The sequence below is a fragment of the Henriciella marina genome (assembly GCF_027213945.1).
GTDB classification, from domain to species: Bacteria; Pseudomonadota; Alphaproteobacteria; order Caulobacterales; family Hyphomonadaceae; genus Henriciella; species Henriciella marina_A.
In genome coordinates this window covers 745,112-771,513 of sequence record NZ_JAPWGW010000001.1, presented here as the reverse complement: position 1 = coordinate 771,513, position 26,402 = coordinate 745,112, and the positions used below count along the sequence as shown (strand labels likewise).

The window sequence follows — 26,402 nt, the reverse complement described above, 5'->3', positions numbered from 1 at the left end:
GCATGTCTCTAAAAGTGGGACCACGCAGCCATGCGGCAAGGAGTATAGATGCGCATCATGCTTATCACAGACGCCTGGGAACCACAGGTGAATGGCGTCGTCCGGACCATGAAACGTGTCATCGCCGAGTGCGAGGAAATGGGCCATGAATGGGAGGTGGTCTCGCCTGCTGATGACTTTCTGACCATGCCGCTGCCAACCTATAGCGAGATTCAGCTCGCGCTTTTTGCCCGCAACAAGATTTCCGAACGTTTTGAAAGCTTCCAGCCGGATGCGGTCCACATAGCGACCGAAGGCACGCTTGGCCTCGCTGGCCGTGCCATGTGCCTGAAGGAAAAGCACCCTTTCTCGACGTCATACCACACACGTTTTCCCGAATATGTGTCGGCCCGTTTTCCGGTGCCGACTTCGTGGGGCTACAGCTATGTGCGCTGGTTCCACAAATACTCCGGCAAAGTCATGGTCGCGACACCCTCAATGCGCGAAGAGCTTGAAGAGCACGGCTTCAACAATGTCGTCTCATGGACACGCGGCGTCGATGTCGACCTCTTCCATCCCTCGCGCCGTATTGAGGAAGGCCAGCCCGGCGATCCGTTCGAAGGCCTGCCGCGCCCGATCTTCCTGAATGTCGGCCGCGTCGCCGTTGAGAAGAATATCGAGGCTTTCGCAGAGCTCGACCTGCCCGGCACCAAGGTTATCGTTGGTGAGGGACCGCAGCTGCAGGAGCTGAAGCGCCGCTATCCGGAAGTGAAATTCCTCGGTGCACGGTTCAATGAAGAGCTCGCCACCTGTTTTGCAAGCGCTGACGTCTTCTGCTTTCCAAGCCTCACTGACACGTTTGGCCTCGTCATCCTCGAGGCCATGGCCTCGGGCACGCCTGTTGCGGCCTATAACGCCCCCGGGCCGCGGGACATCATCCCCGGCTCGGATGCGGGCGTCATCGATGAAGATCTCGAAATCGCCTGCAAAGCCTGCCTCGACCTCGACCGCCAAGTCACGCGCTCCTATGCCGAAGGCTATAGCTGGCGCGCCTGCGCAGAGGCCTTCATCGAAAATCTCGACCCGCTTCCGGTACCGGAGCGAAAGCGCTTCTGGCAGAAGATCAGGCTTCGCCGGCGCAAGAAGAAATTTCCACCAGACGCAAAAGCCGGGTGAGTACGCCGCCTGACATAGACACGCTGAAACGCATTGTGGGCGAGTCCGTGCCGGCTCTCGCCGACAAGGATTATTCGCGTATTCGCAGTGGCGGAACCGATAATTCCATTTACCGCGTTGGCGACGGCCACGCGCTCCGTGTGGCGCGCCGCCATGAAGCAATTCCCTCTCTTGCCTACCGCGAACCTGTTGCGATGCGCAGTCTCAAGGATCTGCCGCTGGAGACACCGAAGCTTGTCGCCAACGGGCTCACGGACGCCCCCGAAGAATGGCCCTGGCTGGTCTGCAGCTGGCTGCACGGCGAAAGCGCAGAAGCAAGCGGCCATCAGCTCACCGAAACAGATGCCAAGCGTCTTGCCCTCTTCCTGCTCGACCTGCAGGGCCAGAGGCGCGACTTTGCCGCCGAACCGAATATCGACAATCACTGGCGCGGCTGCGCTCTGGCTCGGCGTGATGAACCGACACGAGGCGCCATTACTGATGTCGCCGAAGACTTTGATGCCATTGGACTCGCCGCGATCTGGAAAGCGGCGCTCGACACGCCCCCGTGCCCCGAACAGGATCGGACGTGGATCCACGGCGACCTTCATGCCGCCAATTTGCTGATCAAGGACGGTGCGCTTTCCGGCGTCATAGACTGGGGGCTATCAGGTCTCGGAGACCCGGCTTCAGACTATATGGCAGGCTTCACCCTGTTTGAAGGCGCAGCGCAGGATGCTTTCTGGAAAGCCTCCGGCATCACCGAATCAGTCTGGCGACGCGCGCGCGGCTGGGCGCTTTCGACCAGTGTGATCGCCTACGCCTTTTATCGCGGGACGAAGACACCGATAGAAAAACGCAGCCGCAAACTGCTCGACGATCTCTCGTTCAGCGTCTAGCTCTCTGCGGCGTCCATTGTCTGGAGTTCGAGCGCCTGCTCGCGCACGGCTGCGCGTTCGGCTTCCTGAAGCGGGATCAGGCCCTTTTCGACGAGGTAGCCCGTAGGTCCCCAGGCATCTTCCTGCGTGAACTCCGAAATGAAATCAGTAAGGCCTGGCACCAGGTTCACATTCTGCTTCTTCACATAGAAGAACATGGAGCGTGAAATGCCATAATCGCCGCTCGCAATGTTTTCGAAACTCGGCTCAAGTCCGCCAATGCTCGCGCCTTTCAGACGGTCGAGGTTCTGCTCAAGGAAAGAAAAGCCCATGATGCCGATACTGTCGGGGTTCTTCATCAGGGTCTGGACAATCGCCGTGTCATTCTCACCAGAGTCGATCCATTTCCCGTCCATGCGGATCGTCGTTGCACGCCGCCCGAATTCGTCAGGATTGCTTTCCTTGAGCGCAGCAACCTCTGGCACTTCTTCAGCGCCGCCCTCCATTGCGAGTTCTGCGAACGCATCGCGCGTGCCTGAAGTTGGCGGCGGGCCAGAAACGAGGATCGGCATGTCGGGCAGGTGATCTGCCACATCCTGCCAGGTCTCGTTCGGGTTGTCCTGCCAGCCACCATTCCCGTCCGGCAATTCCTCGGCCAGCGCGCGGTAGATCTCTTCCTTTGTGATATCCATCGTCGGCGAACCTTTTGCGTTCGCAAGGACGATCCCGTCATAGCCGATCTTGACCTCAACAATCTCGGTAACGCCCTGGCGCTCACAAAGCGCAAGCTCCGACGCCTTCACCGGACGTGACGCATTGCTGATCGAGGGTTCTTTCGGACCGATGCCCTGACAGAAGGCCTGAAAGCCGCCGCCGGTGCCCGTTGTCTCAACGATGGGCGTAGGGAATTCCGAAACCGCACCGAACTGCTCTGCGACCGTGGTCGAGAATGGCGAGACTGTTGATGATCCAACGATCCGGATTTTTTCATCGGGCGAAGCCGCGAAGACCTGTAGCTCGCCAGAGCTGGCATCGATTTCCGACAGGTCGGTCTTGGGCGCACAGGCGCTTGCAAGCAACGCTGCGGACAGGGCCAGGAAGATCGTACGCATGGGGCAGTCCTAAAGTTTGCGATAGTCTCGTCGGCTACCGTTTATATGGCTTTTGTGACAGCCACATGCCTGCTGCTGTCATCTTTCTGCTGTTAGCAGCACGGGCGGCCCGACGCGTTCAAATCCAAAACGCGCACAGACTTTTACAAGGCGGGCATGTTCACTGCCTTCATCCGTGATGAACAGCCGGCCGCCTGCTTCTTCAGACCGGCCGGCCAGTGCTGTACTTCCGAGGACACGCAGGGTCTGACGCGCGATTGCAGCGCCTGAATCGATGAATGTCACGCCGTCAGGCGCCGCCGCTGCGAGCCTTGCGCGCACGAGCGGGAAATGGGTGCAGGCGAGCACAATCGTGTCGACGATGTTGCCATCTCTGGCATTAAAAATCGGGGCAAGCGCGGCAGCAAAGCCTCGCGCGTCGTACGCTTCGCCCGCCGCGAAAGCTTCCGCCAAATGAACAAGATCCACGCTGCCATGAAGAATAACTGTGACGTCGCTTGCAAATTCCTCGATCAGTCTGGCGGTGTAGGCGCGCCGTATCGTGCCAGGTGTCGCAAGCAGTCCGATCACGCCTGTGCGGGTCAATGATGCAGCAGGCTTGATCGCCGGCACAGTGCCAACCACTGGAATATCGAGGCGGGCTCGTACGTCATCCAGCGCAAGCGTACTTGCCGTATTGCAAGCGATCACGAACACATCCGGTCGCGCTTCTCGGACAAGGGCCGCTGCAACTTCCGGCAAGCGGGCCCTTAAAGCCTCGTCGCTCTTGTCGCCATACGGGAAAAACCCGGTGTCAGCGGCGTAATCAACCTGCAGCGCGGGGGCGATCTGCCTGATTTCGCGGGCCACGGTTAGCCCGCCCATACCAGAATCGAAAACGAGCACCCGCCCCTGCGCGTCCCGCATCTGCTGCGTCATGGGCCCGTCTGATTTCGTCATCCTGTCTCCCGTCGCCCTCCCTTATCGCGCACCAGCGTCTGGGTGAACAACCGGGCACAAAAGAAGGGTATTGCTTGCCTAGCGCCAGTCGCTTGAAAAAAGATGAAAACCGACGTATGTTGCACCGCAGCATAAAGGAATAATCATGACCACAGAGACGACAAGGCCGAACCCGCTTGAGCTCTGGTCGGAATCCTTTTCCGCCTGGCGCGACCTCAGCCAGAGTGCAAGCGCAGCCTGGATGGATGCGATGATGGCGATGAAGCCAGGCGTCGGCGAAGCTGCTCCGGAAGCTGCGACCCGCGACCTCTTCCGCAAGCTGGCCGATCTCAATCTTCAACACTGGGAACATGCCGCAAAACTGATCGAGGCGATGCCAGCCTGGATGCGATGGCCGCAAACCGTGCCCGCCGACATGATGACGGACTGGTTCGACAGTCTGCGCCGCCAGCCAGGCGCGCCATATGTCCCGAGCGCGCCCAGGACCCCAACCGCAGCAGCAAGAACCGCTGAGGCCGCAGAAGCGGCCTACCGCCAGCCAACCGCGCTAACGGCGCCCGAAGGCGAGGCCGACGACCTCACCCGTATCAAGGGTATCGGCCCGAAACTATCGAAAACGCTGAATGAGCTCGGCATCTTCCACTTCAAGCAAATTGCGAACTGGGAAGCGGGCGAAGCAGGCTGGATTGATGAGTTCCTGTCCTTCAAGGGCCGCGTAGCGCGCGAACAATGGATTGAGCAGGCCCAGAAGTTCTCTTCCAATGGCGCGCTTCATTAAGGCGCGCGTCAGTCTGATCCAAAATCGCCAGGCAGCTCCGCATCATCGCGGGAGTCCGGCTTCGGCAGCCCAATATCCTGACATATCTGCTTCAACGCCGTCTTCAGGCCTTCCTCCAGTGTTGGATGGTAGAACGGCTTGTTGAGCAGGTCGCTGGCTTTCGATCCATTCTCGATTTCCCAGCACAATAGATGAGCGAGGTGTTCAGCATCGGGGCCCACCAGTGTCGCGCCGGTTAGCGCGCCGCTTTGCACCTCCGCATAAAGCTCGCAGACACCCTGATTGACGGCCATGGCCCGCGCCCGGCCCTGATCAGCGAAGTCGACTTTGCCGACAATCGTATCCTCGTCCGGGTCCTTGCCGACCTTTGCCATGTTCGGCTCGGTGAACATCACTTGCAGGCGGGTCGAGCGTTCGAAGGATTTGATATCGGGATAGGAAGCGGCGTTGGCGCCGGCTATCGTTCCTTCAGTCGAAGCCTCATGCAGGATGGGTCGAGCGCCATTCGCGTCGCCGACGATGAAAACCGGTGACTGGCCGCACTGAAGCGTTCCTTGATCGAAAACCGGTGCGCCATCATCATCCAGCTCAAGGCCAGACTTTTCGAGGTCAAGCGCCTCAAGGTTCGCGGCGCGGCCCGTTGCGACCATCAGCTTCTCGAAACGCGCTTCCCTCGCCTCGCCGTTCTCCGTCCAGTTTACGGTTACGCTGCCATCGTCATTGCGTTGCGCCGCGGGCTCGACCTCGAGGTGGAGGCCAAGTTCAGTCTCCAGGGCGCGGCGTAGCGATGTTTCCGGCTCGCCTTCATCAAGGCCTGCAAGCTGGGCGCTTTTGTCAAAGACCTCTACCTGCACACCAAGCCGGGCCAGCGTCTGCGCCAGTTCTAGTCCAAGCGGCCCGCCCCCGATCACGCCGATGGACTTCGGTAGGTCTTCCAGCTCAAACAGGGTCTCATTTGTGATGACAACGTCGCCAAGATCTTCAAATGGTGTCGGGATAACAGGCGAGGAGCCCGCCGCAATTACGATCGCCTTGGCGAGCACCTGCGTGCCGTCATCGAGAGAAAGCTCGGTTGGGGACACAAACCGGGCGGTTGCCTTGATCGTCACGCCATCGGGAAGGTCGGCGATCTGTTTCTTTACGCCCGAGACGAAATCGTCCCTGAGCCGCCTCACGCGGGACAGGGCCCTTGGGCCATCGACCTTGGGTTCTCCAGCCTCCACCCCGAACTCGCCAGCCGTGCGCACACTATGAGCCGCGTTGCCTGCCGCAATCAGGAGTTTTGAAGGCATACACCCGACAGACGCACACGTCGTCCCGGCAAAGTAAGGATCGATCAGCAGCGTTCGGGCGCCCTCGCCGCGCGCCTTTCTTTCCGCTGCAAGCCCCGCAGTACCCGCACCAATAATCGCAACGTCTACATGTATCTCAGCCAGAATGTGCTCCGTCAGGTTCGACCAGCCCTAACAGGTGCGGCCTTGAATGGGTTCCAGTTGCGGCGCTTTGGTTTCGCGCTTTCCCGCGGCCCTGCTGCGACAGCGGCACGTATGAAGGCCAACTTGTCTCGAACCGCTGGCGCGATCACGAAGGGGTAAAGATCGAACAGCCCCATGGACCGGTTCACATGATTGAACGCGATACCAAGATTAGCGCCGGCGCTGATGACGGCATCACCATCGCTTGTCCGGTAAGGGTCCGGCACCATTGTACTGGACTGGCGAAGACCGGTCGCGTTGGCACTGTCGATCATGTCGGTGAGGTGAACGAGGTGCGCAAAAGTTTCCGCCCAGTCTTCATGCGGATGGCTGGAGGCGTATTCCGTGATGTGATTGTCCTGCCATCCTTGCGGCGGCCCATTGTCATAATGTTGGGATAGCGCGGCTCCATAATCGGCGCGCTCATCGCCGAACCGGTTGCGGAACGCGGCCGCGAAACGCTCATCCTCGACGAGCCGCTGGAAGACATAGTGGCCGAGTTCATGGCGGAAGTGACCTGTCAGCGTACGATAGCGCTCGCTCAGCTTCTCACGCCGCGCGACACGCTGGGCGGGGTCAGCCTCCGTCACATTGATTGTAATCAGGCCGTCCGCATGCCCCATGGTGACAGGCGCGGGGCCCGATGATGTCACCTCCGACAGCAGGTGAAAGCGCGGCCACGGCCCCTGATCACCAGACTTGAGCCAACCCCACTGCCCCAGATTGACCAGAACCCAGCGCTTTGCTGCCTCTGTATCTGCCCAAAGTGGCACATTCGTGTTCACCATGGAGTCCGGAACGACTTCCGTCATGGCACAGGCCCGGCAAAGCGATCCCTGCCCGGAAGCGGCTTTCCAGTTACAGCCTATCTGTTCGCGATTGGCGCATGCAGCGTCCAGAACCTCGAACTTTTCAGCTTCCGGGTCGAAGGCGACCTGCGCGCCGCAACCGCAGGCACGATTATTGAAGTAGAGAGTCCCTTTGCAGCGAGGGCACTTAAAAAGTTTCATGTGAGGACATCCAGATTGGCAGGCATTGCCAGACATTGTAACGCCGGTGCGAGCATCGGCGTTCCGCGCTGGGCAAGCGTAGAAGCGAGTATAGACAGTTGGGTATGAGGGCGCTGCTCCCTGCCATTCTTGGCGGCGCAGCAATTCTTCTTTTCGTCGGGCCAGCAGCATGGCTGCAGGCGGGCCATCTCAGCATGGCCCTTGGCGCAGCCTTGCCCGATATTCCCTTCGCATCGCGACTTTCTGAACTCTCATCTGCGCTGCACGTCCTGCCGTTTTTCGCTGGACTTGCTGCGCTCGCTTATCTCTGGCTCGTCATCACTCCGCTATTGATCTGCACCATCAGGCACCCATCAAGAGGGTTTGCCTTTCTCGCCTTAACACTGGGCGTGACCCTGCTTTGCCTGATTGCGGCGCCCTCTCTCATGATTGACCGGGCCCTGGAAGGCGACACGACGAACGCCATTATACTTGCAGCCTTCGCCTTCTTCGCCGCCGCGCTGAGCTTCTATCTCGTCGGCGAGAGCCCGTTCGTGTCTTTTGCCTATCTCAGTTGGGGCTTGATCGCGCTTTTCGCGGCGCTCCACCTCTCAAACATACTCACTGAAGACCCGTCGCTGCTGGACACATGGATGTCCGCTGCCCGGCTTCACGCTGCGGGCATCTCTATCCTGCTGTCGGCACTGGGTCTGCTGGAAAGCCGCGCTCGCGCGCTGGGGTCACGAGGCTCCGGCATACTCAGTGCCCTGCTCGCCATCATCATCTGCATCGCAGCGGCCGTGATGGTCATCTACCAGTATCAGCTCGGTATGTCCGGTCTCGCGCCAGACGCGGTCCCACGCTTTCCAGAACAGCAAAGCGCCTTGCTGCGTGGCTCTATTGCGGCCCTGGTCTTGCTTGCCGGTCTGGTGATCGCAATATTGCGCCACGCCATTCTTACCCGACATGGCCGCCAGACGGCGCTTGAGCCCGAAGATCAGCCGAGCACGTCGTAGAACTCGGTCCGTCGGTCGCGGAAAAAGCCCCAGGCGGCGCGGTGACGGTCGAGGAAGTCGAGGTCGAACTCAGCCATGATCACGCCCTCTTCACCGCGTCCAAGCTCGTCGACGATTTCGCCGGCATGGTCTGCGATAAAGCTGGTGCCATAGAAGATCTGGCCTTCCTCATCACCGGTGCGGTTCGCCGCGACGACCGGGATGACGTTGGAAACCGCATGCCCCTGCATGGCCCGGCGCCAGCGCGCGGCGGTATCGAGGCTCTCGTCATGCGGCTCGGACCCGATTGCCGTCGGGTAGAAGAGGACATCCGCCCCCATCAGCGCCATGGCGCGGGCAGCTTCCGGGAACCATTGGTCCCAGCAAATGCCAACGCCAATGCGGCCCTTCATCGTGTCCCAGACGCGGAAGCCGGTATTGCCAGGGCGGAAGTAGAACTTCTCCATATAGCCCGGCCCGTCAGGGATGTGCGACTTGCGATAGACGCCCAGCGGCGTGCCATCTGCATCAATAATGACGATGGAATTGTAATACTCCGGACCGTCCTTCTCATAGATCGAGACCGGAATGACGACGCCCAGCTCATTGGCGAGGTTTGAGAGCTGCTCGACGGCAGGATGCTCTGCCCACGGATAGGCCGTGGCGAAGAACTTCTCATCCTGCACCTTGCAGAAATAATGGTCGCAGAAGAGCTCTGACGGCAGGATGATCTCTGCGCCCTTGGCGGCAGCGTCTCGCACCAGCTCTTTCACCTTGTCGATATTGGTCTGCATGTCCTTGCTGAACGAGGCCTGCAGGGCAGCGACTTTCACGGTTCGGCTCATGTCGAAAGACCTCCATCTGTTTGGGGGACCTGCTGGGTCATGCAGTGAAAACTGCCACCGCCAGACAGGATATGGCGCGATGGCAGGGCGATGACGTCATGCTCGGGCATCAGCGCCTGCAATTCGGCTTCGGCGAGTTTTGAGTGTTCATCCTCATAGACCGGCAGGATCACCCGGCCATTCGAAATCAGGAAGTTCATATGGCTCGCGGGCATGATCTCACCATCCTCGTCCAGGATGCGTCCCGGTGATGGAATGGTCGATACTTGAAGCTCTGCGGCACGCAGCGTGTCCTTAATCTCGCGCAGGACGTCAGCGTTCGGGTCATTCTCGCCCGATGGCGTCTGGCAGACGACATGACCGGGCGCGATGAAGCGGGCGATATTGTCGACATGGCCATCCGTGTGGTCGCCAAGCAGACCGTCGCCCAGCCAGACAATACGCTGCGCATTGAAGGCGAGCTTCAAATTCTCTTCGGCCTTCTCCTGGGTCCAGTCAGGATTACGGTTCGGGTTCAGCACGCACTGCCGCGTTGTGATCAGCACGCCCGCGCCATCCTGCTCGACCGCGCCGCCCTCCAGAACGAAAGGCAGGCGCTTCAGTGGATGGCCTTCGAGCCGGGCAATCGCAGCCGCCGTTTCGCTGTCACCTTCAAGCTCATACTTGCCGCCCCAGCCATTGAACTCAAAACCGAGCCCTTCGAGGCGGTTGAGATACTTCACGAAAACAGGCCCGATATCGCGCAGCCAGATGTCGCCCATCGGCGCATCGAACATCTCGGCTTTCTCGCCGACAAGGTCCGCCGCCTCGGCCCGGGATGCCGGGTCGCCAATGATGAGTTTAACGCGCACGACCGGCGCGAGCGCAGCAATCAGCGCGGCAATCTCTCGCTGAGCGCCCTCATAATCGTCGGCCCAGGCATCCTTCAGATGTGGCCAGCCCGCCCATATCGCAGACTGGGGCGCCCATTCGGCAGGTGTGAAGGCAATAGTCGTGTCGGTCATGGGCCGCGATTTGCCACAGCTTTCCCCAAAGAAAAAGGGCGGCCCGCATGGAGCCGCCCTCTTCAGTCATAATCGTTTCGGAGCGCTTAGAATTCGTAGCGCAGGCCGAAGCGGATTTCGTAGCGCGAAGCGTCGCCGATACGGCTCTCGCAACGCTCGGTCGGCTGACCGGTCACATCGACGGTGCACTGGGCCGGGAAGCCGCGCTGACGCAGGACGCCCCATTCGTCGTTGAGCAGGTTGGTGAAGTTGTCGATGACAACAAAACCGGATGCGACGTGGTCGTTGAAGAGTGCGAACTCTTGCTCGACCTTGATGTCGACCTTGCCCCACCAGGAACCATCCTCGCCGTTACGCTCTTGGCCAGCCGCAAGGAACGGATTGCCTTCGAGGAACGGGTCGAAACGGGTGAAGCTGTTCGGGTCCTCATTGATTGTCAGAGAGTAAGGAAGGCCGGAATTGGCCTGACCGAACGCCGAGAAGCGCGTGATGTTGTCGCCGAAGAAGGCATGCTCATAGTTCACGAGAGCCGTGAAGCGGTGCTCGATATTGTAGTCCGAGCGAGCTGCCGAAACATCCTGCGGGTCGCCGAATGCGCGGTTGTTGTAGTTCGAGAACGCCACCGACGACGTCATCGGGTGAACATCCTCGGAGTCGGAGTAGGCGTAGCCGAACGACCAGTCGAGACCGAAGTCATACTCTTTCGCGATGGAACCGGAAAGAAGCAGCGACTTAGGCGAGGATTCGGAGTTGGTCAGCACGAAGGCTCTCTCGCGAACGCTTGCATAGGTCGGGTACTGACGGCCATCCGGGCCAGTGGTGAAGCCGGTTTGATCCAGGTCGCCGCGGATCCAGACTGCGCGCTCTTCGCCTTGGGTGAAGAGGATGTCGCCAGAGACAACATACTCACCGCCGAGGGCTGGAACGTTCAGATACTTGGTCGCGCCGAAAGCCCACTTCCACTCGTAAGGGATTTCGAAGTTAGGATCGAGGTAGTTGATCTCGAAGTTCGAACCCTGACCAGTGGCGACAGCGTCTGCCATGGCTTGTGGCACACACCAGCCTGGGCCGGTTGGGACACCAGCTTCACACATGGTGTAAGGGATGGTGAAGATGGACGGGCCACCGTTCTGCTCGAGGCCGAATGCACCGCCGTCTGCACCGAACTGGAGAACGTTGTTCGCCGAGTAGGTGTTGGACAGCCAGACGTTCGGGTTACCACCGGAGTAGATGCCAACGCCGCCGCGAAGGTCGAGCGTTTCATCAACATCGAAGGTGAAGCCGAGGCGTGGCTGCAGGAGGCCTTTGCCGTCGAGGTTCTGGTCGTTCTTGAAACCGTAGCTCGTGAAGAAGTCGAGATTGGTTTCAGGACGATCGTCGGTCGCGTACCAGTCGTAGCGAAGACCGCCGGTCAGGACCAGGCCGTTGCCGAAGTCATACTCGTCCTGTGCGTACACAGTGTGGACTTCGTAGCCCCAGTCAGCAGCCGCATCTTCCGGGTTACCGGATGGTGCGTTGTTGTAGTTGATGTTGTCGGCGAAACCGGCACGGAAGTTCTCGATCGCTGGATCGAACGCGGTCGGCAGGGTGCCGGCATCGGCAGCGCCGCTGCGTCCATCGAAGTCGATCTCGGTTTCGGTGTGCTGGACGAACAGGTTGAACACGTCGAGTGCTTCCTGCTCATAGCCGAATGAGAAGTTGTGGTTGCCGAGGGTGTAGAAACCTTTGAGCGCAAGGGTCAGGGTTTCGTAGTTCAGCTCGTTCGACTGACGCGAGTCATCGCCGCCGATATAGACGTGGACATCGTCGGTCTCGATCGTGATTTCACCGAAATCGGTGCCGCCGAGCGAGTTCTGACGAGCCTGAAGCTCGGAGTAGCCGACGCGGATCTCGGTCGAGAAGTTCGACGTCCAGTCTGAATAAAGCGAACCGACATAGGCTTCGAGCTCCGAGCCACGCTCATAGAGGTGGTTGGAGAATTCGAGCTCGGAAAGGTCACCATCGGAAGGAACGATGTTGAAACCGTCATTCCAGTTATAGGTGAACGATGCGCGGTGGTTCTGGTTGATGTTCCAGTCGAGCTTGACGAGGATCTTCTCGTCTTCGTTGTCGAAGCTGGATGGGATCTCGCCTGGATCGTAGCCGTAGATGTTCTGGGCGATCGCGCGGATCTCGTCGATCTCAGCTTGCGTGATCTGGACTTCGTTGACAGCGCCAGAGCCGATCGGGCCACGGTCGAAGAGGTTCACACCTTCGAGCTTCTCGTAAGCTGCGAAGAAGAAGAGACGATCCTGAAGGATCGGGCCGCCGATGCCGAAGCCGTAACGGTACTCGTCATACTCACCGGTGGTGATGTCGTCGCCTTCAAGGCTGTCGCCGCGCAGACCGTCATTGGTGTAGTCGCCGAACGCGTAGCCGTGGAATTCATTGCTACCGGACTTGGTCACAGCGTTGATGTTACAGGCAGAGAAGCCGCCATACTGAACATCAAATGGTGCCAGTTCGATGGAGACCTGATCGATCGCGTCGTAGGAGAACGGGATACGCTCGGTTGGGTAACCGTTCGAGTTGAGACCGAAATTATCGTTGAGACGAACGCCGTCAACGGTGAGCGAGTTGAAGCGGGAGTTCTTGCCGCCACACTGAACGCCATTGATGTCACCGCGGGACTCATCGACGTAAACGCGCGGATCGAGGCGCAGGATGTCGGTGATGTTGCGGTTGATCGCCGGAGCGTTGTTCAGGACTTCGGTGCCGAAGGTGGCCGAAGGACCGATCGCGACTTGCGCAAGGTTGGCGCTGGACGCGGTCACAACGACCGTGTCCATCGTGCGGTTACCTTCGTCGAGCGAGAAGTTCACTTCGGCTTGATCGCCAAGCGAAAGGGAGACGTTCTCGACAGCGCGGCCCTGGAAGTCGGTCGCGAGGATCTCGACGGTGTAGGACTGGCCAACCGGGAGGTTGCGCAGAACATACGCACCCGTGCTGGTGGTCGTGGTCGTGCGGACAAGACCCGTCTCAGGATCGCGAACGATCACGTCGGCGCCGACGATCGGGGAGCCCGATGCGTCAGTGACTTGGCCGCGGACGCCAGACGTCGTTACCTGCGCTTCGGCAGGGGCGACAATCGCCGCGGTGAAAAGTGTAGCCGCTGCCACACCTGACATTAGTTTCCAGTTGGACATTGAAGAAACCCCTCTTCAGTTGCTCGGTTTGACCAAATTCCAGCGATGGAACGGGATCAAAGCTCAATTGCCCGCGCCTCTATTCCCGCTATGTAAACCTTTCGTGACAGTCCGGGGACTCTGCTGTGCGCCGCAACATTCCGTTTCGGAAGGGTGCAAAAAAGACACACATCATTTCTGGTGCTGGCCTTGGCGCTGACTCCGCGTTAGCAGCAATTCCAGATGACCCATGCCGACGTACACCAGACTGATTATGCCAGACGCACTGCCCTGATTTTAATAGGGCTTCTGGCGCTACGCATGCTGAGCGTCCTTCTGACCCCTCTGGAGCTCTACGCCGATGAAGCCCAGTACTGGCGTTGGGGACAGACGCTGGACTGGGGTTATTACTCCAAACCACCGCTGATCGCGTGGACCATCCATACCAGCACCGCCATCTTTGACGATTCCGCGTGGGCGGTGCGGTTGCCGGCGGCCTTCCTTCATACGATTGCGGCCTGGTGCATCTTCCTCTTGGGCTGTCGCATGGCTGGGCCGCGAACGGGCTTCATGGCCGGAATTGGCTATGCCCTCATGCCAGCGGTCTGGCTCTCCTCTTTCGTTCTATCGACTGACGGCGTCCTGATGCCAATCTGGGCCTGCGCCCTCTATCTGCTCTGGCGCGTGCGCGAGGGCGAAGCTGGCTGGGCCGGCTTTGTCGGTCTGGGTCTCGCCGTCGGCGCAGGCTTTCTCGCCAAATATGCAATGATCTATTTCGCGATCGGCATCGCACTCACATCAATCTTTGATGCGCCGACACGCCGGGGTCTCTTCTCTCTCAAAGGGCTCGCTGCGCTGGCCGCGACGTTGGCCGTCATCACGCCCCACCTTGTCTGGAATGCCGCGAATGATTTCGCGACCGTCGGCCATACAGTGGACAATGCCAATCTTGGGGGTGACCTCCTCAACCCCGAAAACGCCCTCAAATTCCTCGCGGACCAGATGGGCGTCTTCGGACCGGTCAGCTTTCTCGGCCTGATCGCAGCGCTGTTCTTCCTGCGCGCCAGCAGACGGCCAGAGACAGGCCGCCAGGAATTGTGGCTCAGCGCCTTCATCGTCCCGGTCCTGACCATCATCCTCTTCCAGTCGGTTCTGTCCCGCGCGCACGCCAACTGGGCGGCGACCGCCTATCCAGCTGCCTCGATCCTGATCGCGATCTTCTTCATCCGTGCCCGCGCCAATCGCTGGCTCTGGTGGACGATCGCAGCACTTTCTGCGGTCGGCTTTCTGCTTGCGCCAGATTTTACCCTGACCGCGCGTCTTGCTGTCGGCCTTGCCGTAGCTGCCGGCATCGTCGGCTTCGCCTTTTTCTTCCGCTTCCGACCGGAAGGGCTCTTCTGGGCAGGCCTCACCCTCCACGGCGTCCTTGGCCTCGTGATGATGGTTGCCCTCATCCTCCCCAACATGATTTCCGGTCCGCTTGATCTCGACAATGCACTCAAACGCACGCGGGGCTGGGATGCCCTTTCTGACCAGCTTGTCGCTTTCACCGATACGAATGGCACGCCAAGCGCGCTCGTCACCGATGAGCGAGAAGTCTGGCACGGCCTCGACTTTTATCTTCGTGACCGGGTCGATGCACCGCTCATCCTGTGGCGCTATAATGAGGGCGCTCACAGTTTCGCAGAGCAACAGCCCCTCACCGCTGCCATCGACGGCGATGTCCTCATTGCCAGCTACCGCCCGAACCGCCGGCCGGCCATCGCCGCTGACTTTGAAACCTTCGAACGCGTCGGAGCCGTCAGTGTCGACCTTGGCGAGCGTTCCAATGGCTGCCCGATCCAGAGAGAGCTTGTGCTCTACCGCGCCGCCGGCTTCGATCCCCTGCCACGCTCAGGTGACTGGGTGGAACGGTTTGAGGACCAGACGATGGATGCGCCGCCGCCTTGTCCCGCGCAGAATTAAGCGCACCTTCGCTTGAATTCTCTCTCCCTTTTCTGGCAGTTGCACTGATATGGGCACCCTGAAGGCCGTCCTCGGCCCGACCAATACCGGCAAGACGCACTACGCCATTGAGCGTATGATGGGCCACGCGAGCGGCATGATCGGCCTGCCGCTGCGCTTGCTTGCCCGCGAAGTCTATGACCGGGTCGTAAAGGCAAAGGGCGAGCGCGCCGTTGCGCTCATCACGGGCGAAGAACGCATAGAGCCGCCGACCGCGCGCTACTGGGTCTGCACCGTGGAATCCATGCCGGTTCACAAGCGCGTCGAGTTCCTCGCCGTCGACGAAATTCAGCTCGCGGGTGATGAGGACCGCGGCCACGTCTTTACCGACCGCATCCTCCATGCCCGCGGCACGCAGGAAACACTGCTCCTTGGCGCCGAAACCATGCGCGGCGTCCTGCGAGATCTCGATCTCGACGTAGACACCAATACGAGAGAACGCTTCTCGCAGCTCCACTATACCGGCCCGACCAAGATCACCAAGTTGCCCAAGCAATCCGCCGTCGTCGCTTTCTCAACTGAGCAGGTCTACGCCATTGGCGAGCTGCTGAAGCGCCAGAAGGGCGGGGCCGCCATCGTCATGGGGGCGCTCAGTCCGCGCACCCGCAACGCGCAGGTCGCGCTCTACCAATCCGGGGAAGTCGACTATCTCGTCGCGACTGACGCGATCGGCATGGGCCTCAACCTCGATGTAGAGCGGATCGCCTTTGCCGCGCGGTCAAAGTTCGATGGACGGCGCAATCGCTGGCTGTCGGCCGCAGAAGCCGGGCAGATCGCCGGACGCGCCGGGCGCTTTCGTACTGATGGCGAATTCGGCGAGACGGGCGACTGCCCGCCTTTCGAGGAAGAGTTGGTCCACGCCATTGAGACGAACCAGTTCGAGCCGGTCGATGAGCTTCAGTGGCGCAACTCCAATCTCGACTATCGCTCCATCAAGACGCTGATCGCCAGCCTGGCGCGGCCTTCCGCGCATCCAGTGCTGCGCCAGAACCCGCACGCGCTGGATGAATGGGTGCTGCGCCGCATGGCCGAAGATGAAGCGATCGGCCCTGAAATCCGCGGCGAGCGCAAGGTGCGCCGCCTCTGGGACCTTGCTCGCCTGCCAGACTTTCGCAAATCAGGCCATGAAGGCCATGGACGACTGGTCCTCGGCCTAGCCGAAACCCTGGCAGACCCCGATGCGCGGCTTGGCGATGTCGCCATGGAAAAGCGCCTCGACAACCTCGAAGCCAACGTTCCGGACATCTCCAGCCTTCAGCACAGGCTTGCCATGATCCGGACGTGGACCTATGCCGCCCATCGTGAAGACTGGCTGGAAAACCCGGCCTATTGGCGTGAGAAGACGCGGGAAATAGAAGACAGGCTGTCGGATGCGCTTCACGCTGCGTTGACATTGCGCTTTGTAGACAGGCGCACCACGGCCCTGCTTGCCGGACTGAAAAGGGAAGATCTGCTTTTGACTGAACTGTCTGACACCGGAGAAGTCACCGTCGAAGGTCATGTTGTTGGCCGCCTCGTCGGTCTCCACTTTGAACCTGCTTCCACCGCGAAGACGCTGGAAGGCAAGGCTGTGCGCTCTGCTGCCGTGTCTGCATTGGGCCCGATCCTCGCCGAAAGGCTGGGAGAGATTGCTGGCGCGCCTGCAGAGGCTTTCGCCCTTGCCGACAGCGGCACCATCACCTGGAAAGGTGAAGAGATCGCCAGCCTGAAGCCTGGTCCGGACTGGCTTGCGCCCCGTCTTGAGCTGATCGGCGCAGAAGACACAGAAGTTCACCGCCGCGAAGCCGCCCTGAAGCGCGTCGACGAATGGCTTGGTGAGGAAATGAAGCGGGTGCTGCCGACCCACGCAAAGCTCAAGCTTGGCGAGACGGGCACAGAACTTCAGGGCATGGCGCGCGGTCTTGCTTTCCGTCTGCTCGAAAGCGGCGCGGCCATTGACCTTCGCGAAGAGTCGCCCCCGCCGCATGTCTCCAAGGAAGAACGCGACGCGCTGAAAACCGCCGGGCTGCGCACGGGCCGGGTTGCCGCCCATGTTCCGGACGCCCAGAAACCTGCGGCCCAGCGCATGATCGCCATCCTTCAGGCCAGCCAGACCGGCAAAGGCCGCCGCGTCGCGCCGGAAGGCGCAGGTTCGTTCGAGCTCGACGGCGAATGGGACGATGCAGAGCTGCACGCCCAAGGCTATCTGCGATTTGGCAAGCGCGCCGTCCGCGCAGACCTTGCAGAACGCCTCGGATGGGAAATCTCCAAGCGCCGCAAGGAAGCCGACAAGCCGGCCTTTGAACTCCCGGCAGAGCTGGCCTCTGTCATCTCCTGCCCGGGCGAAGAATTTCCAGCCGTTGTGAAAGGCTTTGGCCTTGCCCCGGCCGAGAAAGATCCAGAAACCGGCGCGGTCACGCTCTGGCGCTATCTGTCCCGCAACCGTCAGGACGGCCCGCCGCGTGGCAAACGCCCGCAATCTGGTCCAAAAGGCAAAGGCGGCCCACCGAGGCAGGCAAAGTCTGGCAACCAAAAAGGCCGCCCGCATAGAGGCGGCGGGCGCCCCGCGCCGCGCCAGCCGGACCCGGACAGCCCGTTCGCTGCGCTCGCCAGCTTGCTACCGCCTCCTCCGCCCGCTCCGAAGCCAAAGAAGAAAAAGCCCAAAAAGGCCAAGGCTGAAGGCTCTGCCAATGAGGACGCCGCGAAGCAGGCAACATCTCCAGCGACCGAGACGCCTGAAGCCGGCACAGACACGCCGGAGAGCAAGTCATAAGCGACGAAGTCCGTCTTGATGTCTGGCTCTGGAGAGCGCGTTTCTTCAAGACGCGCGCACTAGCCACAGCGCATGTTTCGGGCAAAGGTGTGCGCCTGTCGCGTCATGAACAATTGCGCAAGGTGACCAAACCCGGCTTTCGTGTTCTGCCGGGGGATATTGTAAGTTTTCCAAGAGGTGGCCAAATAGTCAGCGTCCGGGTGCTCGATCACGGAGAGCGCCGTGGACCTGCCAGCGAGGCGCGCGAGCTCTATGAGGATCTCGCCACAAACAATCAGGAGCGCCACGATGCTTGATGCGCTGAAGAACTTGTTTTCAAAGCGGGACACTGCCCCGCCACGTGAAATCGACCCTGAGGTTGCCACCGCCGCCCTGCTTGTCGAAGTCGCGCTGGTTGATGGCGTCTACGCCAATCTTGAAAGTGACCAGATCGCTGAAATCCTGCTCGACAGCCTCGGCCTCGATGCCGAACGCGTTGATGAAGTCATGGAGCAGGGCGAGGACCTCGCCGAAAATGCCATCGGCTCTCACCAGTTCACCAAACATGTGAAGAAGCTGCCGCTTCTGAAGCGCGTGAAGGTCGTCGAAGGTCTCTACCTTGTCTCACTGGCCGATGGTGCGGCCTGCAAGTTCGAGGACGCCTTCATTCGTCATGTCGCCAGCCTGCTGCATGTCGATGATGTTCGCCGCAATCAGGCACGCCGCCGGGCTGAGACGCGTCATCTCTGACGATTGACTTAAGGCGTCTTCATCGCCAAATGCCCGCACATCTAAAGCCAGGAAGACTATATCTCCATGACATATATCGTCGTCGATGCCTGCATCCGCTGCAAGTATATGGACTGTGTCGAGGTCTGCCCCGTCGACTGCTTCTATGAAGGCGAGAACATGCTCGTCATTCACCCTGACGAATGCATCGACTGCGGCGTTTGTGAGCCGGAATGCCCTGTTGAGGCGATCAAGCCCGACACGGAGGATGATCCCGATTCCAAGTGGCTGAAGCTGAATACCGAATACGCAAAGGTCTGGCCCAACATTACGCGCATGAAAGAGCCTCCCGAGGACAGGGAAAAGTTCGCGCAGGAAACAGACAAACTTGAAAAATACTTCAGCCCGCAGCCGGGCGAGGGTGACTAGTTCGCACCTGCGAAATACTCACAGTTGTAAAATAGTCTTTTTTCTGATACATAAATATCAGCTTAATTTCAGGGAGCCTCCATCAATCTCCGGTCTGACTATCAAATCGTCACCGGGGGATGAAGGCTCATGTTGCGTAGAAAGGCTATCAACACATGTCCAAAGAAACACAGGGTGATGTCCAGGAACTCGCTTTCGAGGTCGGCCAGTCGGTCGTCTATCCGGCACACGGTGTCGGTCAGATCACAAAGATCGAAAAGCAGACCGTCGCCGGCATGTCACTCGAAGTGTACGTGGTGTCGTTCGACCAGGACAAGATGATCCTGCGCGTTCCGACTAACCGCGCCGAAGCCTCGGGCATGCGTGCGCTTGCTGGCTCCAAGCTCGTTGACGACGCCCTGAAGACCCTCGGTGGCAAGGCCCGCATCAAGCGTACCATGTGGTCGCGCCGCGCCCAGGAATACGAAGCGAAGATCAATTCCGGTGATCTGATCTCCATCGCGGAAGTTGTGCGCGACCTGCACCGCGGAGAAGATCAGCCAGAGCAGTCCTACTCCGAGCGTCAGCTTTACGAGAACGCGCTCGACCGCATGGCACGCGAGCTTGCAGCGGTGGAAAACACCGACCATGACACTGCCATGGAGCGCCTTGCAAAGTCGCTCGCGAAAAAGAAAGCCGCCTGATCGGCCTTTCCTTTTTCGGCTAGAAATTCAAAGCCCCGCCCTCACTGGCGGGGCTTTTTGTTTACGGAGATGAACAGGAGCTGAATTTTTTTACCCAGCGAGTGAACCAATACTCGTCATACGCGTATGAACATGCAGGGACCGTCCGTTACAATCAGATGAGGAGCCGCGCCATGGCCGTTCGTTCAACAACAGATACTGCAGATCGCCGTTTTGTTAGAACCGCCATGAACAAACCGATGCTCAGCCAGGAACACGAAGTGGACTTGGCCGTACGTTGGCGCGACCATCAGGACGAAGATGCCCTCCATGAGCTGACCAGCGCCTATATGCGTCTCGTCATCTCCATGGCCTCCAAATTCCGTCATTACGGCCTGCCGCTGTCCGACCTTGTCCAGGAAGGCAATGTCGGCCTGATGCTTGCCGCCGCGCGTTTCGATCCAGAACGCGAAGTGCGTTTCTCTACCTACGCCTCCTGGTGGATCCGCTCGTCCATACAGGACTTCGTCCTGCGCAACTGGTCCATCGTCCGCACTGGCACAACCGCTGCGCAGAAGTCGCTCTTCTTCAATCTGAAGCGTCTGCGCGCAAAGATCGACGACACGGGCGATGGCATTATGACCCCCCAGAACAAGACCTGGATCGCGACCCATCTCGGCGTGCCCGAGCGCGATGTGGAGAACATGGCCTCGCGCCTCTCTGCATCTGATCGCTCGCTGAACGCGCCGCTCGCAACCGACAGCGAAGCCCAGTGGCAAGACCTTCTGGAAGACGAGAACGAAGTCACCGAAACGCGCGTCATGGAAATGCATGACAGTGAACGCCGCCGCCGCTGGATCCTTGAGGCGCTGAAGACGCTGACGGAGCGCGAGAACCTCATCATCCGCGAGCGCCGCTTCACCGATGACACCGTCACCCTCGAAGTGCTCGGCAAGCGTCTCGGCATTTCGAAAGAGCGCGTGCGCCAGATTGAACATCAGGCACTCGGCAAACTCCGCAAGGCCCTCGTTTCCATGGTCGGTGACCCAGAAGAAACCGGCCTCATCCCTACCCGTTAGATTACTCCTCTTCCCCTAAAAACTTCAAAGGCCGCAGGCTCACGCTTGCGGCCTATTTCTTTGCTCCCCATATCCCTTTTGAAGCCGATGGCCGCCGCTGAGCGGGGCCGGAAGCTGACCCGCGGTAACGCCGGATGCAGCACGATGCTGATCCAGTCAGGCCGCATTTAAAATTCTGCCTTTGAAAGGGGATAGATATGAACTTTGAAACGTACACAGAGCGTGCGCGAAGTGTCATCCAGTCGGCCCAGACAGCCGCACTCGCTGCAGGACATCAGCTTTTCCTGCCAGAGCACATCCTGAAAACCATGCTCGAAGACCGCGACCGGCTCGCCGTGAATCTCATTCGCGCGGCTGGCGGTAATCCTGAAATCGTCCAGCAGAAAACCGACGAAGCCCTCCGCGCCCAGCCCAGCGTCTCTGGGGGTGATGCAGGTCTTCGCCTCGACCAGAAGACCGCCAAACTCTTCGCTGACGCCGATGCGGGCGCAAAGAAGGCCGGCGACAGCTATGTCACCGTTGAGCGTCTTCTGATCGCGCTGGCCGGCTTATCAGGCTCCAAGGCGGCTGCAGCCATTGAGACGGGCGGCGTGAAATCCGGCACGCTCGAAGCCGCCGTAGCAAAGCTGCGCCAAGGGCGTACAGCAGACACTGAAAACGCCGAGCAGGGCTATGAGGCGCTGAAGAAGTATACCCGCGATCTCACCGCAGATGCGCGGTCGGGCAAACTCGACCCGGTCATCGGCCGCGATGAGGAAATCCGCCGCACCATCCAGGTGCTCTCCCGCCGCTCCAAAAACAATCCGGTCCTCATCGGTGAGCCCGGCGTCGGTAAAACCGCCATCGCCGAGGGCCTCGCCCTTCGCATCATCAATGGCGACGTGCCTGAAAGCCTGAAGGACAAGCGCCTTCTGGCTCTCGACATGGGCGCGCTGATCGCTGGCGCGAAATTTCGCGGTGAGTTCGAAGAGCGGCTGAAAGCCGTCATCAAGGAGATCGAGCAGGCCGAAGGCGGCGTAATCCTCTTCATTGACGAGATGCACACCCTCGTTGGCGCGGGCAAGACGGACGGCGCGATGGATGCCTCCAACCTGCTCAAGCCCGCACTTGCACGCGGTGAGCTTCACTGCGTCGGTGCCACCACGCTGGACGAGTATCGCAAATATGTCGAAGGCGACGCCGCCCTCGCCCGCCGCTTCATGGCTGTCTATGTGAATGAGCCAACGGTTGAGGACACAGTCTCCATCCTTCGCGGTCTCAAGGGCCGGTACGAAGCTCACCACGGCGTGCGCGTCTCCGATGCAGCGATTGTTTCGGCGGCTGGCCTGTCGAACCGCTACATCACCGACCGCTTTCTGCCGGACAAGGCCATCGACCTGATGGACGAAGCCGCATCGCGTCTTCGCATGCAGGTCGACTCCAAGCCTGAAGCCCTCGATGAGATCGACCGCCGCCTGCTCCAGCTCAAGATTGAGGCTGAAGCCCTGAAGAAGGAAAAGGATCAGGCATCGAAAGACAGGCTCGAAGCGATCGAGAACCAGATTGCAGAACTGCAGTCTGAATCCGATGAGCTGACGACCGCCTGGGCCGCAGAAAAGGACAAGCTGAAAGGCGCGGCGTCCGCCAAGGAAGAACTTGACCGGGCAAATGCCGACATGGCCGAAGCCCAGCGCCGGGGTGACCTCTCCCGTGCGTCAGAGCTGAAATACGCCGTCATTCCCGAACTTGAGGCACGTATCGCAGCTGTCGAACGCGCCGAAGCCGAGGATAAGGAAGATGGCGGCCTCGTTTCAGAGGTCGTGCGGCCAGAGCATATTGCCGCCGTCGTCTCCAAATGGACCGGCATTCCCGTCGACAAGATGATGGAAGGTGAGCGCGAGAAGCTTCTTCGCATGGAAGAGGCGCTCATGAAGCGCGTCGTCGGTCAGGAGGAGGCGCTTGCCGCTGTTTCCAACGCCGTCCGGCGTGCCCGTGCCGGCCTGCAGGACCCAAACCGTCCAATCGGCTCCTTCCTGTTCATCGGCCCGACCGGTGTCGGTAAGACGGAGCTGACCAAGGCACTCGCCGAATTCATGTTCGACGACGACTCGGCCGTCCTGCGCCTCGACATGTCGGAATTCCAGGAGAAGCATTCGGTCGCAAGGCTGATCGGCGCGCCTCCCGGCTATGTCGGCTATGAAGAAGGCGGCGTTCTGACCGAAGCTGTCCGGCGCCGGCCCTATCAGGTCGTCCTGTTCGACGAGGTGGAAAAGGCCCATCCGGACCTCTTCAACACGCTGCTTCAGGTGCTTGATGATGGTCGTCTCACAGATGGCCACGGCCGTACGGTGGACTTCCGCAACACGATCATCATCATGACCTCGAACCTTGGCGCAGATGCGCTTGCCAGCGGTGACGCCGGTGAGATCAACGATGCCCAGCGCGAAGCGGTAATGATGGCGGTTCGGGCGCACTTCCGGCCTGAATTCATCAACCGGATCGATGAGATCGTCTTCTTCAAACGGCTTGGCCGGGCAGAGATCGACCACGTTGTCGATATCCAGATGGCCCGCCTGTCGAAGCTGCTGGCCGATCGCAAGATCAAGGTCGACCTGACCGAAGCAGCCCGCACCTGGCTTGCTGATCGAGGCTATGACCCGGTCTATGGCGCACGCCCTCTCAAGCGCGTGATCCAGAAAGAGCTTCAGGACCCGCTGGCCCGGCTCGTGCTCGAAGGCAAGGTCGCCGACAATTCGACCGTGAAAGTCGATGTCGAAGGCGATGCTCTCTCGATTAATGGCGTGCCGAATGACTTCGCCAAGGGCGCCGCTGCCCTGAACTGATCGGGCAGCGACAGACCTGAAATCCTCACTCGGCCCCTCAACGGGCCGGGTGGTTTTTTCCAGAAATACAAACGTCTCACGCAGCACCTGCGCGCGCCACGCGAGAGATGACGGCACGCTCATTGTCATCGATGTCGTAGGAAGGCGCCTGGAGAAAATTGTAATCCCGTTGGCCGTCCACCGTCTGAAGTGATTGGAAGGTCGAGACGTTGATCATGAGATAGTCATCAGACGGCCAGTAAAAGCCCTGAAGGCGAACAGTTAACGGCGAACAAATCACCGGTTAGAGACAGGCTCGGCCATTTCACCTCATCGGCGCGCCCATACAGGTCTGCCGTATCTGCAAATACCGGCAGTCCTGCAGCAAACGCTACACAAAGCGCCGCGATCAGCTTTCTCATGGATCAGCTCCTCCCTCTTCAACCTCAAGGCTAGAGAGACGGGTCATAGTGGGCAACCGCGCAACGGCGGCCCATAATGATTATTTTGGGACATTTGTCTGTACGCCGCGTAACGACCGTCAGATCTGCGCAATTATGCATGGGTGCGCTGCACAAATACCCCTTCAAATTTATGCTGCATGAGCGAAGTTTGTGTTGTGCACCTGCGAAATGCGGGGCCTCAAAGGGCAACGACCCAGCAATTCAAATCGAAAAGGGCTCGATTATGAAAAAGCGTATTTCCTCCTTCCTCTTCGCAATGTCCATCTTTGGCGGCGTTGCTCACGCAGAAACCGAATACAAGGCCGTCTCCGCGACGCTGACCTATGACGAGGCCGCACTCGCGACCGAAACCGGTGCCGCTGAAGTGCTCGAAAGCCTCGAGCTGCAGGCAGAGCGCGCTTGCCGCAAGGTTTCCCTCGTCACCATCGGTCTCGCCGTTGACGAAGTCTGCGCAGAAGACCTGATGTACCAGGCTGTCGACAGCATCGGTAACCGCAACCTGTCGATGCAGTACGCCGACTCCACCTACTTCACGCCAGCACCATCGGCCCGCATTCAGCTCGCCGCACGCTAAGCGTCAGTTTCGCCTCTCCTCCATTCGAGGCGACACAACAATAAGAACCCCGGCACGGATCATCCGGCCGGGGTTTTTTATGCCTGACATGCGGAAGCATGAACGCGGTCGCCCCTGAAAGCATACGGACGATGCGAAGAAGCCCAAGAAAAAGCCCGCGCTCATGAACTGAACGCGGGCCTTTATGACTTGAACCGTGTTTGCAACAGCGCCGTTTATGGCGCTGGAGGGACCTCGTTGGAGGCCATCATCACGCCGCCGCCATTCGGGGTCGGCGCCGTGCGGCGCATCTGATCGATCTCATCGCGGCGTGCGACGAATTCCTCGAACGTGGCCGGGCTGTCGGCCAGCTTGCGACCGGTCGGCATGTCGAGCGTCATTGCGTTGATGTGGGAGCCATTGCGCAGGACTTCATAGTGAAGGTGCGGACCGGTTGATGCGCCGGTGGAGCCGACATAGCCGATCACATCGCCCTGCTGGACGCGGCTACCGGCGCGCATGCCGGACGCAAAGCGGGACATATGTGCATAGGCCGTCTGGAAGCCATTGGCATGCTTGATGCGGATATAGTTGCCATAGCCGCCATAGCGGTTTGCGCGCTCAATCGTACCGTGGCCGGCCGCATAGATCGGCGTGCCACTCGGGGCCGCAAAGTCGGTACCCTTATGCAGCTTGTTATAGCCGGAAATCGGGTGGCGGCGATATCCGAAGTTCGAAGAGAGACGCGCGCCATTGATCGGCGTTTTCATCAGGAATTTCGTGGCGCTTTCACCGTCAAAATTGAAGTAATCCGTCGCGCCATCATCTTCCGGCGTGAAGCGGTAATAGGACTTGTCGACGCGGCGGCCATTGAAGGCTGCATAGAGAACATTGCCGGAGCTGACGCGGTTGCCGCGCTCATCGACCATCTCTTCATAGACAATCTCGAACTCGTCGCCTGGCTGGACGTCGCGCTGGAAGTCGAGGTCATAGCCGAAGATCTTGGCGAAATCGACGACCTGCTGGTCGTGTGCGCCCTGGGACAGCGCCGTCTGATAGATGCTGCCATCGATGCGGCCGGAAACCCGACGCTCGACTGGCTGGGTGTGTGGCTGCAGGACCATTGGCATGAATTCGCCGTCGCTCATCCGCTTGGAGAGGATCTGGCCGCCATTGTCACGGCTGAGCGACAGGGAGACGAGCTCAGCAGTGTCTGGCGTATCGCCGCGGAATTGTGCCGTCACATTGAGACCCGGGCGCACGCGGCGCGGGTCGACAAGCTCGGCATCGTAGATCGCCTGGAGCGAACGCGACGCATCGGAACCACCGACACCGAGTTCAGTTACCAGTTCGATCAGCGTCTCGCGCGGCTGCAACGTGCCGTCGCGGGTAATGACTTCGGTTTCGGGATCGAACCCGTCAGCTGTCAGAAGCGTTGAAGCAAGCGGCATGGCAAGCTGCACGGTCGCCGGGATCTGGGCCTCGGCGGTGCGGGACTGGCCAAGCGAGTGGAAAACACCAAGAGATGTCCCAACAGCGGCAACGCCAAGCATTGAAAGGGTAACTGTACTACGCGATAGGTTCATGTCGAGAAACGGGCCTCCCTGGTCCCAGCGTGCAAGACGCGTGCAGACGGT

At 59.9% G+C, this 26,402-nt stretch carries 22 protein-coding genes; 12 read left to right on the top strand and 10 right to left on the bottom strand.

The genetic code is table 11. The annotated features are described in order from the left end of the window. Positions 1–48 precede the first annotated feature (48 nt). Positions 49–1,155, top strand: coding sequence for a glycosyltransferase family 4 protein (locus tag O4G74_RS03920; RefSeq protein WP_419715346.1), 1,107 nt, complete (start codon positions 49–51; stop codon positions 1,153–1,155). After that, entirely contained in the window at positions 1,152–2,033 is an 882-nt protein-coding gene (locus O4G74_RS03915; protein ID WP_269401350.1) for a phosphotransferase, read from the top strand. The genes O4G74_RS03920 and O4G74_RS03915 overlap by 4 nt, the downstream gene beginning before the upstream one ends. Here the strand turns inward: O4G74_RS03915 and O4G74_RS03910 are convergent. Both O4G74_RS03910 and murI read right to left on the bottom strand, forming a co-directional pair. Next, complete coding sequence (locus O4G74_RS03910; RefSeq protein ID WP_269401349.1) at positions 2,030–3,124, bottom strand: substrate-binding domain-containing protein; 1,095 nt, start codon at positions 3,122–3,124, stop codon at positions 2,030–2,032. The two genes, O4G74_RS03915 and O4G74_RS03910, sit on opposite strands and share 4 nt — an antisense overlap. A gap of 78 nt (positions 3,125–3,202) precedes the next feature. Next, the gene (gene murI / locus O4G74_RS03905) at positions 3,203–4,063 is read right to left on the bottom strand and encodes a glutamate racemase (protein ID WP_269401348.1); all 861 of its coding nucleotides are present in this window, start codon (positions 4,061–4,063) and stop codon (positions 3,203–3,205) included. 145 nt (positions 4,064–4,208) lie between these two features. Between murI and O4G74_RS03900 the strand changes: the two genes are divergently transcribed. Further along, positions 4,209–4,841: a hypothetical protein gene (locus O4G74_RS03900; protein WP_269401347.1), complete on the top strand. Its 633-nt coding sequence runs from the start codon at positions 4,209–4,211 to the stop codon at positions 4,839–4,841. Positions 4,842–4,849: 8 nt separating this feature from the next. Here O4G74_RS03900 and O4G74_RS03895 read toward each other — a convergent pair whose 3' ends face one another. Together O4G74_RS03895 and O4G74_RS03890 are read right to left on the bottom strand one after the other, a co-directional pair. Then, positions 4,850–6,268 (bottom strand): dihydrolipoyl dehydrogenase, encoded by a 1,419-nt coding sequence (locus tag O4G74_RS03895; RefSeq protein ID WP_269401817.1) that lies wholly within the window; start codon positions 6,266–6,268, stop codon positions 4,850–4,852. Between the two features lie 20 nt (positions 6,269–6,288). Next, positions 6,289–7,326: a zinc-binding metallopeptidase family protein gene (locus O4G74_RS03890; protein ID WP_269401346.1), complete on the bottom strand. Its 1,038-nt coding sequence runs from the start codon at positions 7,324–7,326 to the stop codon at positions 6,289–6,291. 104 nt (positions 7,327–7,430) lie between these two features. Here O4G74_RS03890 and O4G74_RS03885 point away from each other — a divergent pair, with 104 nt between their 5' ends. Next, positions 7,431–8,321, top strand: a complete 891-nt coding sequence (locus tag O4G74_RS03885; protein ID WP_269401345.1) for a hypothetical protein — start codon at positions 7,431–7,433, stop codon at positions 8,319–8,321. Here O4G74_RS03885 and aguB read toward each other — a convergent pair. From aguB to O4G74_RS03870, 3 genes are all read right to left on the bottom strand, one after another. Beyond that, a complete protein-coding gene (aguB, locus tag O4G74_RS03880) occupies positions 8,303–9,145 on the bottom strand; it encodes an N-carbamoylputrescine amidase (RefSeq protein ID WP_269401344.1) in 843 nt (280 codons plus the stop codon). The two genes, O4G74_RS03885 and aguB, sit on opposite strands and share 19 nt — an antisense overlap. After that, entirely contained in the window at positions 9,142–10,149 is a 1,008-nt protein-coding gene (locus O4G74_RS03875) for an agmatine deiminase family protein (protein ID WP_269401343.1), read from the bottom strand. The genes aguB and O4G74_RS03875 overlap by 4 nt, the downstream gene beginning before the upstream one ends. A gap of 86 nt (positions 10,150–10,235) precedes the next feature. After that, positions 10,236–13,334, bottom strand: a complete 3,099-nt coding sequence (locus O4G74_RS03870) for a TonB-dependent receptor (protein ID WP_269401342.1) — start codon at positions 13,332–13,334, stop codon at positions 10,236–10,238. Positions 13,335–13,556: 222 nt separating this feature from the next. Between O4G74_RS03870 and O4G74_RS03865 the strand changes: the two genes are divergently transcribed. The 7 genes from O4G74_RS03865 to clpB all read left to right on the top strand — a co-directional run bounded on the left by O4G74_RS03865 (position 13,557) and on the right by clpB (position 23,769). Next, a complete protein-coding gene (locus tag O4G74_RS03865; protein WP_269401341.1) occupies positions 13,557–15,278 on the top strand; it encodes an ArnT family glycosyltransferase in 1,722 nt (573 codons plus the stop codon). A gap of 49 nt (positions 15,279–15,327) precedes the next feature. Beyond that, the gene (locus O4G74_RS03860) at positions 15,328–18,069 is read left to right on the top strand and encodes a helicase-related protein (protein ID WP_269401340.1); all 2,742 of its coding nucleotides are present in this window, start codon (positions 15,328–15,330) and stop codon (positions 18,067–18,069) included. Between the two features lie 288 nt (positions 18,070–18,357). After that, complete coding sequence (locus O4G74_RS03855) at positions 18,358–18,798, top strand: TerB family tellurite resistance protein (RefSeq protein ID WP_269401339.1); 441 nt, start codon at positions 18,358–18,360, stop codon at positions 18,796–18,798. A gap of 66 nt (positions 18,799–18,864) precedes the next feature. Next, on the top strand, positions 18,865–19,206 hold the full coding sequence (gene fdxA / locus O4G74_RS03850) for a ferredoxin FdxA (protein ID WP_269401338.1): 342 nt from the start codon (positions 18,865–18,867) through the stop codon (positions 19,204–19,206). 155 nt (positions 19,207–19,361) lie between these two features. Next, positions 19,362–19,889, top strand: a complete 528-nt coding sequence (locus O4G74_RS03845) for a CarD family transcriptional regulator (RefSeq protein ID WP_119379117.1) — start codon at positions 19,362–19,364, stop codon at positions 19,887–19,889. A gap of 173 nt (positions 19,890–20,062) precedes the next feature. Then, positions 20,063–20,947, top strand: a complete 885-nt coding sequence (locus tag O4G74_RS03840; protein ID WP_269401337.1) for an RNA polymerase factor sigma-32 — start codon at positions 20,063–20,065, stop codon at positions 20,945–20,947. A gap of 197 nt (positions 20,948–21,144) precedes the next feature. After that, positions 21,145–23,769: an ATP-dependent chaperone ClpB gene (gene clpB / locus O4G74_RS03835; protein WP_269401336.1), complete on the top strand. Its 2,625-nt coding sequence runs from the start codon at positions 21,145–21,147 to the stop codon at positions 23,767–23,769. Between the two features lie 76 nt (positions 23,770–23,845). Here the strand turns inward: clpB and O4G74_RS03830 are convergent, their stop codons facing one another. Together O4G74_RS03830 and O4G74_RS03825 are read right to left on the bottom strand one after the other, a co-directional pair. Then, a complete protein-coding gene (locus O4G74_RS03830) occupies positions 23,846–23,986 on the bottom strand; it encodes a hypothetical protein (RefSeq protein ID WP_269401335.1) in 141 nt (46 codons plus the stop codon). A gap of 10 nt (positions 23,987–23,996) precedes the next feature. After that, the gene (locus O4G74_RS03825) at positions 23,997–24,170 is read right to left on the bottom strand and encodes a hypothetical protein (protein ID WP_269401334.1); all 174 of its coding nucleotides are present in this window, start codon (positions 24,168–24,170) and stop codon (positions 23,997–23,999) included. A 265-nt stretch (positions 24,171–24,435) separates the two neighbouring features. On the opposite strand from O4G74_RS03825, the gene O4G74_RS03820 reads away from it, so the two are divergent. Continuing rightward, a complete protein-coding gene (locus O4G74_RS03820; protein ID WP_269401333.1) occupies positions 24,436–24,786 on the top strand; it encodes a UrcA family protein in 351 nt (116 codons plus the stop codon). Between the two features lie 215 nt (positions 24,787–25,001). Here O4G74_RS03820 and O4G74_RS03815 read toward each other — a convergent pair whose 3' ends face one another. After that, positions 25,002–26,351, bottom strand: a complete 1,350-nt coding sequence (locus O4G74_RS03815; protein WP_269401332.1) for a M23 family metallopeptidase — start codon at positions 26,349–26,351, stop codon at positions 25,002–25,004. Positions 26,352–26,402 lie beyond the last annotated feature (51 nt).

Coding starts and splice junctions, on each gene's coding strand:
- O4G74_RS03845 (WP_119379117.1), top strand. CDS start 19,362: ATGTCCAAAGAAACACAGGGTGATGTCCAGGAACTCGCTTTCGAGGTC.
- O4G74_RS03830 (WP_269401335.1), bottom strand. CDS start 23,986: ATGATCAACGTCTCGACCTTCCAATCACTTCAGACGGTGGACGGCCAA.
- O4G74_RS03815 (WP_269401332.1), bottom strand. CDS start 26,351: ATGAACCTATCGCGTAGTACAGTTACCCTTTCAATGCTTGGCGTTGCC.
- fdxA (WP_269401338.1), top strand. CDS start 18,865: ATGACATATATCGTCGTCGATGCCTGCATCCGCTGCAAGTATATGGAC.
- clpB (WP_269401336.1), top strand. CDS start 21,145: ATGAACTTTGAAACGTACACAGAGCGTGCGCGAAGTGTCATCCAGTCG.
- aguB (WP_269401344.1), bottom strand. CDS start 9,145: ATGAGCCGAACCGTGAAAGTCGCTGCCCTGCAGGCCTCGTTCAGCAAG.
- O4G74_RS03865 (WP_269401341.1), top strand. CDS start 13,557: ATGACCCATGCCGACGTACACCAGACTGATTATGCCAGACGCACTGCC.
- O4G74_RS03900 (WP_269401347.1), top strand. CDS start 4,209: ATGACCACAGAGACGACAAGGCCGAACCCGCTTGAGCTCTGGTCGGAA.
- murI (WP_269401348.1), bottom strand. CDS start 4,063: ATGACGAAATCAGACGGGCCCATGACGCAGCAGATGCGGGACGCGCAG.
- O4G74_RS03875 (WP_269401343.1), bottom strand. CDS start 10,149: ATGACCGACACGACTATTGCCTTCACACCTGCCGAATGGGCGCCCCAG.
- O4G74_RS03825 (WP_269401334.1), bottom strand. CDS start 24,170: ATGAGAAAGCTGATCGCGGCGCTTTGTGTAGCGTTTGCTGCAGGACTG.
- O4G74_RS03920 (WP_419715346.1), top strand. CDS start 49: ATGCGCATCATGCTTATCACAGACGCCTGGGAACCACAGGTGAATGGC.
- O4G74_RS03910 (WP_269401349.1), bottom strand. CDS start 3,124: ATGCGTACGATCTTCCTGGCCCTGTCCGCAGCGTTGCTTGCAAGCGCC.
- O4G74_RS03840 (WP_269401337.1), top strand. CDS start 20,063: ATGGCCGTTCGTTCAACAACAGATACTGCAGATCGCCGTTTTGTTAGA.
- O4G74_RS03890 (WP_269401346.1), bottom strand. CDS start 7,326: ATGAAACTTTTTAAGTGCCCTCGCTGCAAAGGGACTCTCTACTTCAAT.
- O4G74_RS03855 (WP_269401339.1), top strand. CDS start 18,358: ATGCTTGATGCGCTGAAGAACTTGTTTTCAAAGCGGGACACTGCCCCG.
- O4G74_RS03870 (WP_269401342.1), bottom strand. CDS start 13,334: ATGTCCAACTGGAAACTAATGTCAGGTGTGGCAGCGGCTACACTTTTC.
- O4G74_RS03860 (WP_269401340.1), top strand. CDS start 15,328: ATGGGCACCCTGAAGGCCGTCCTCGGCCCGACCAATACCGGCAAGACG.
- O4G74_RS03820 (WP_269401333.1), top strand. CDS start 24,436: ATGAAAAAGCGTATTTCCTCCTTCCTCTTCGCAATGTCCATCTTTGGC.
- O4G74_RS03885 (WP_269401345.1), top strand. CDS start 7,431: ATGAGGGCGCTGCTCCCTGCCATTCTTGGCGGCGCAGCAATTCTTCTT.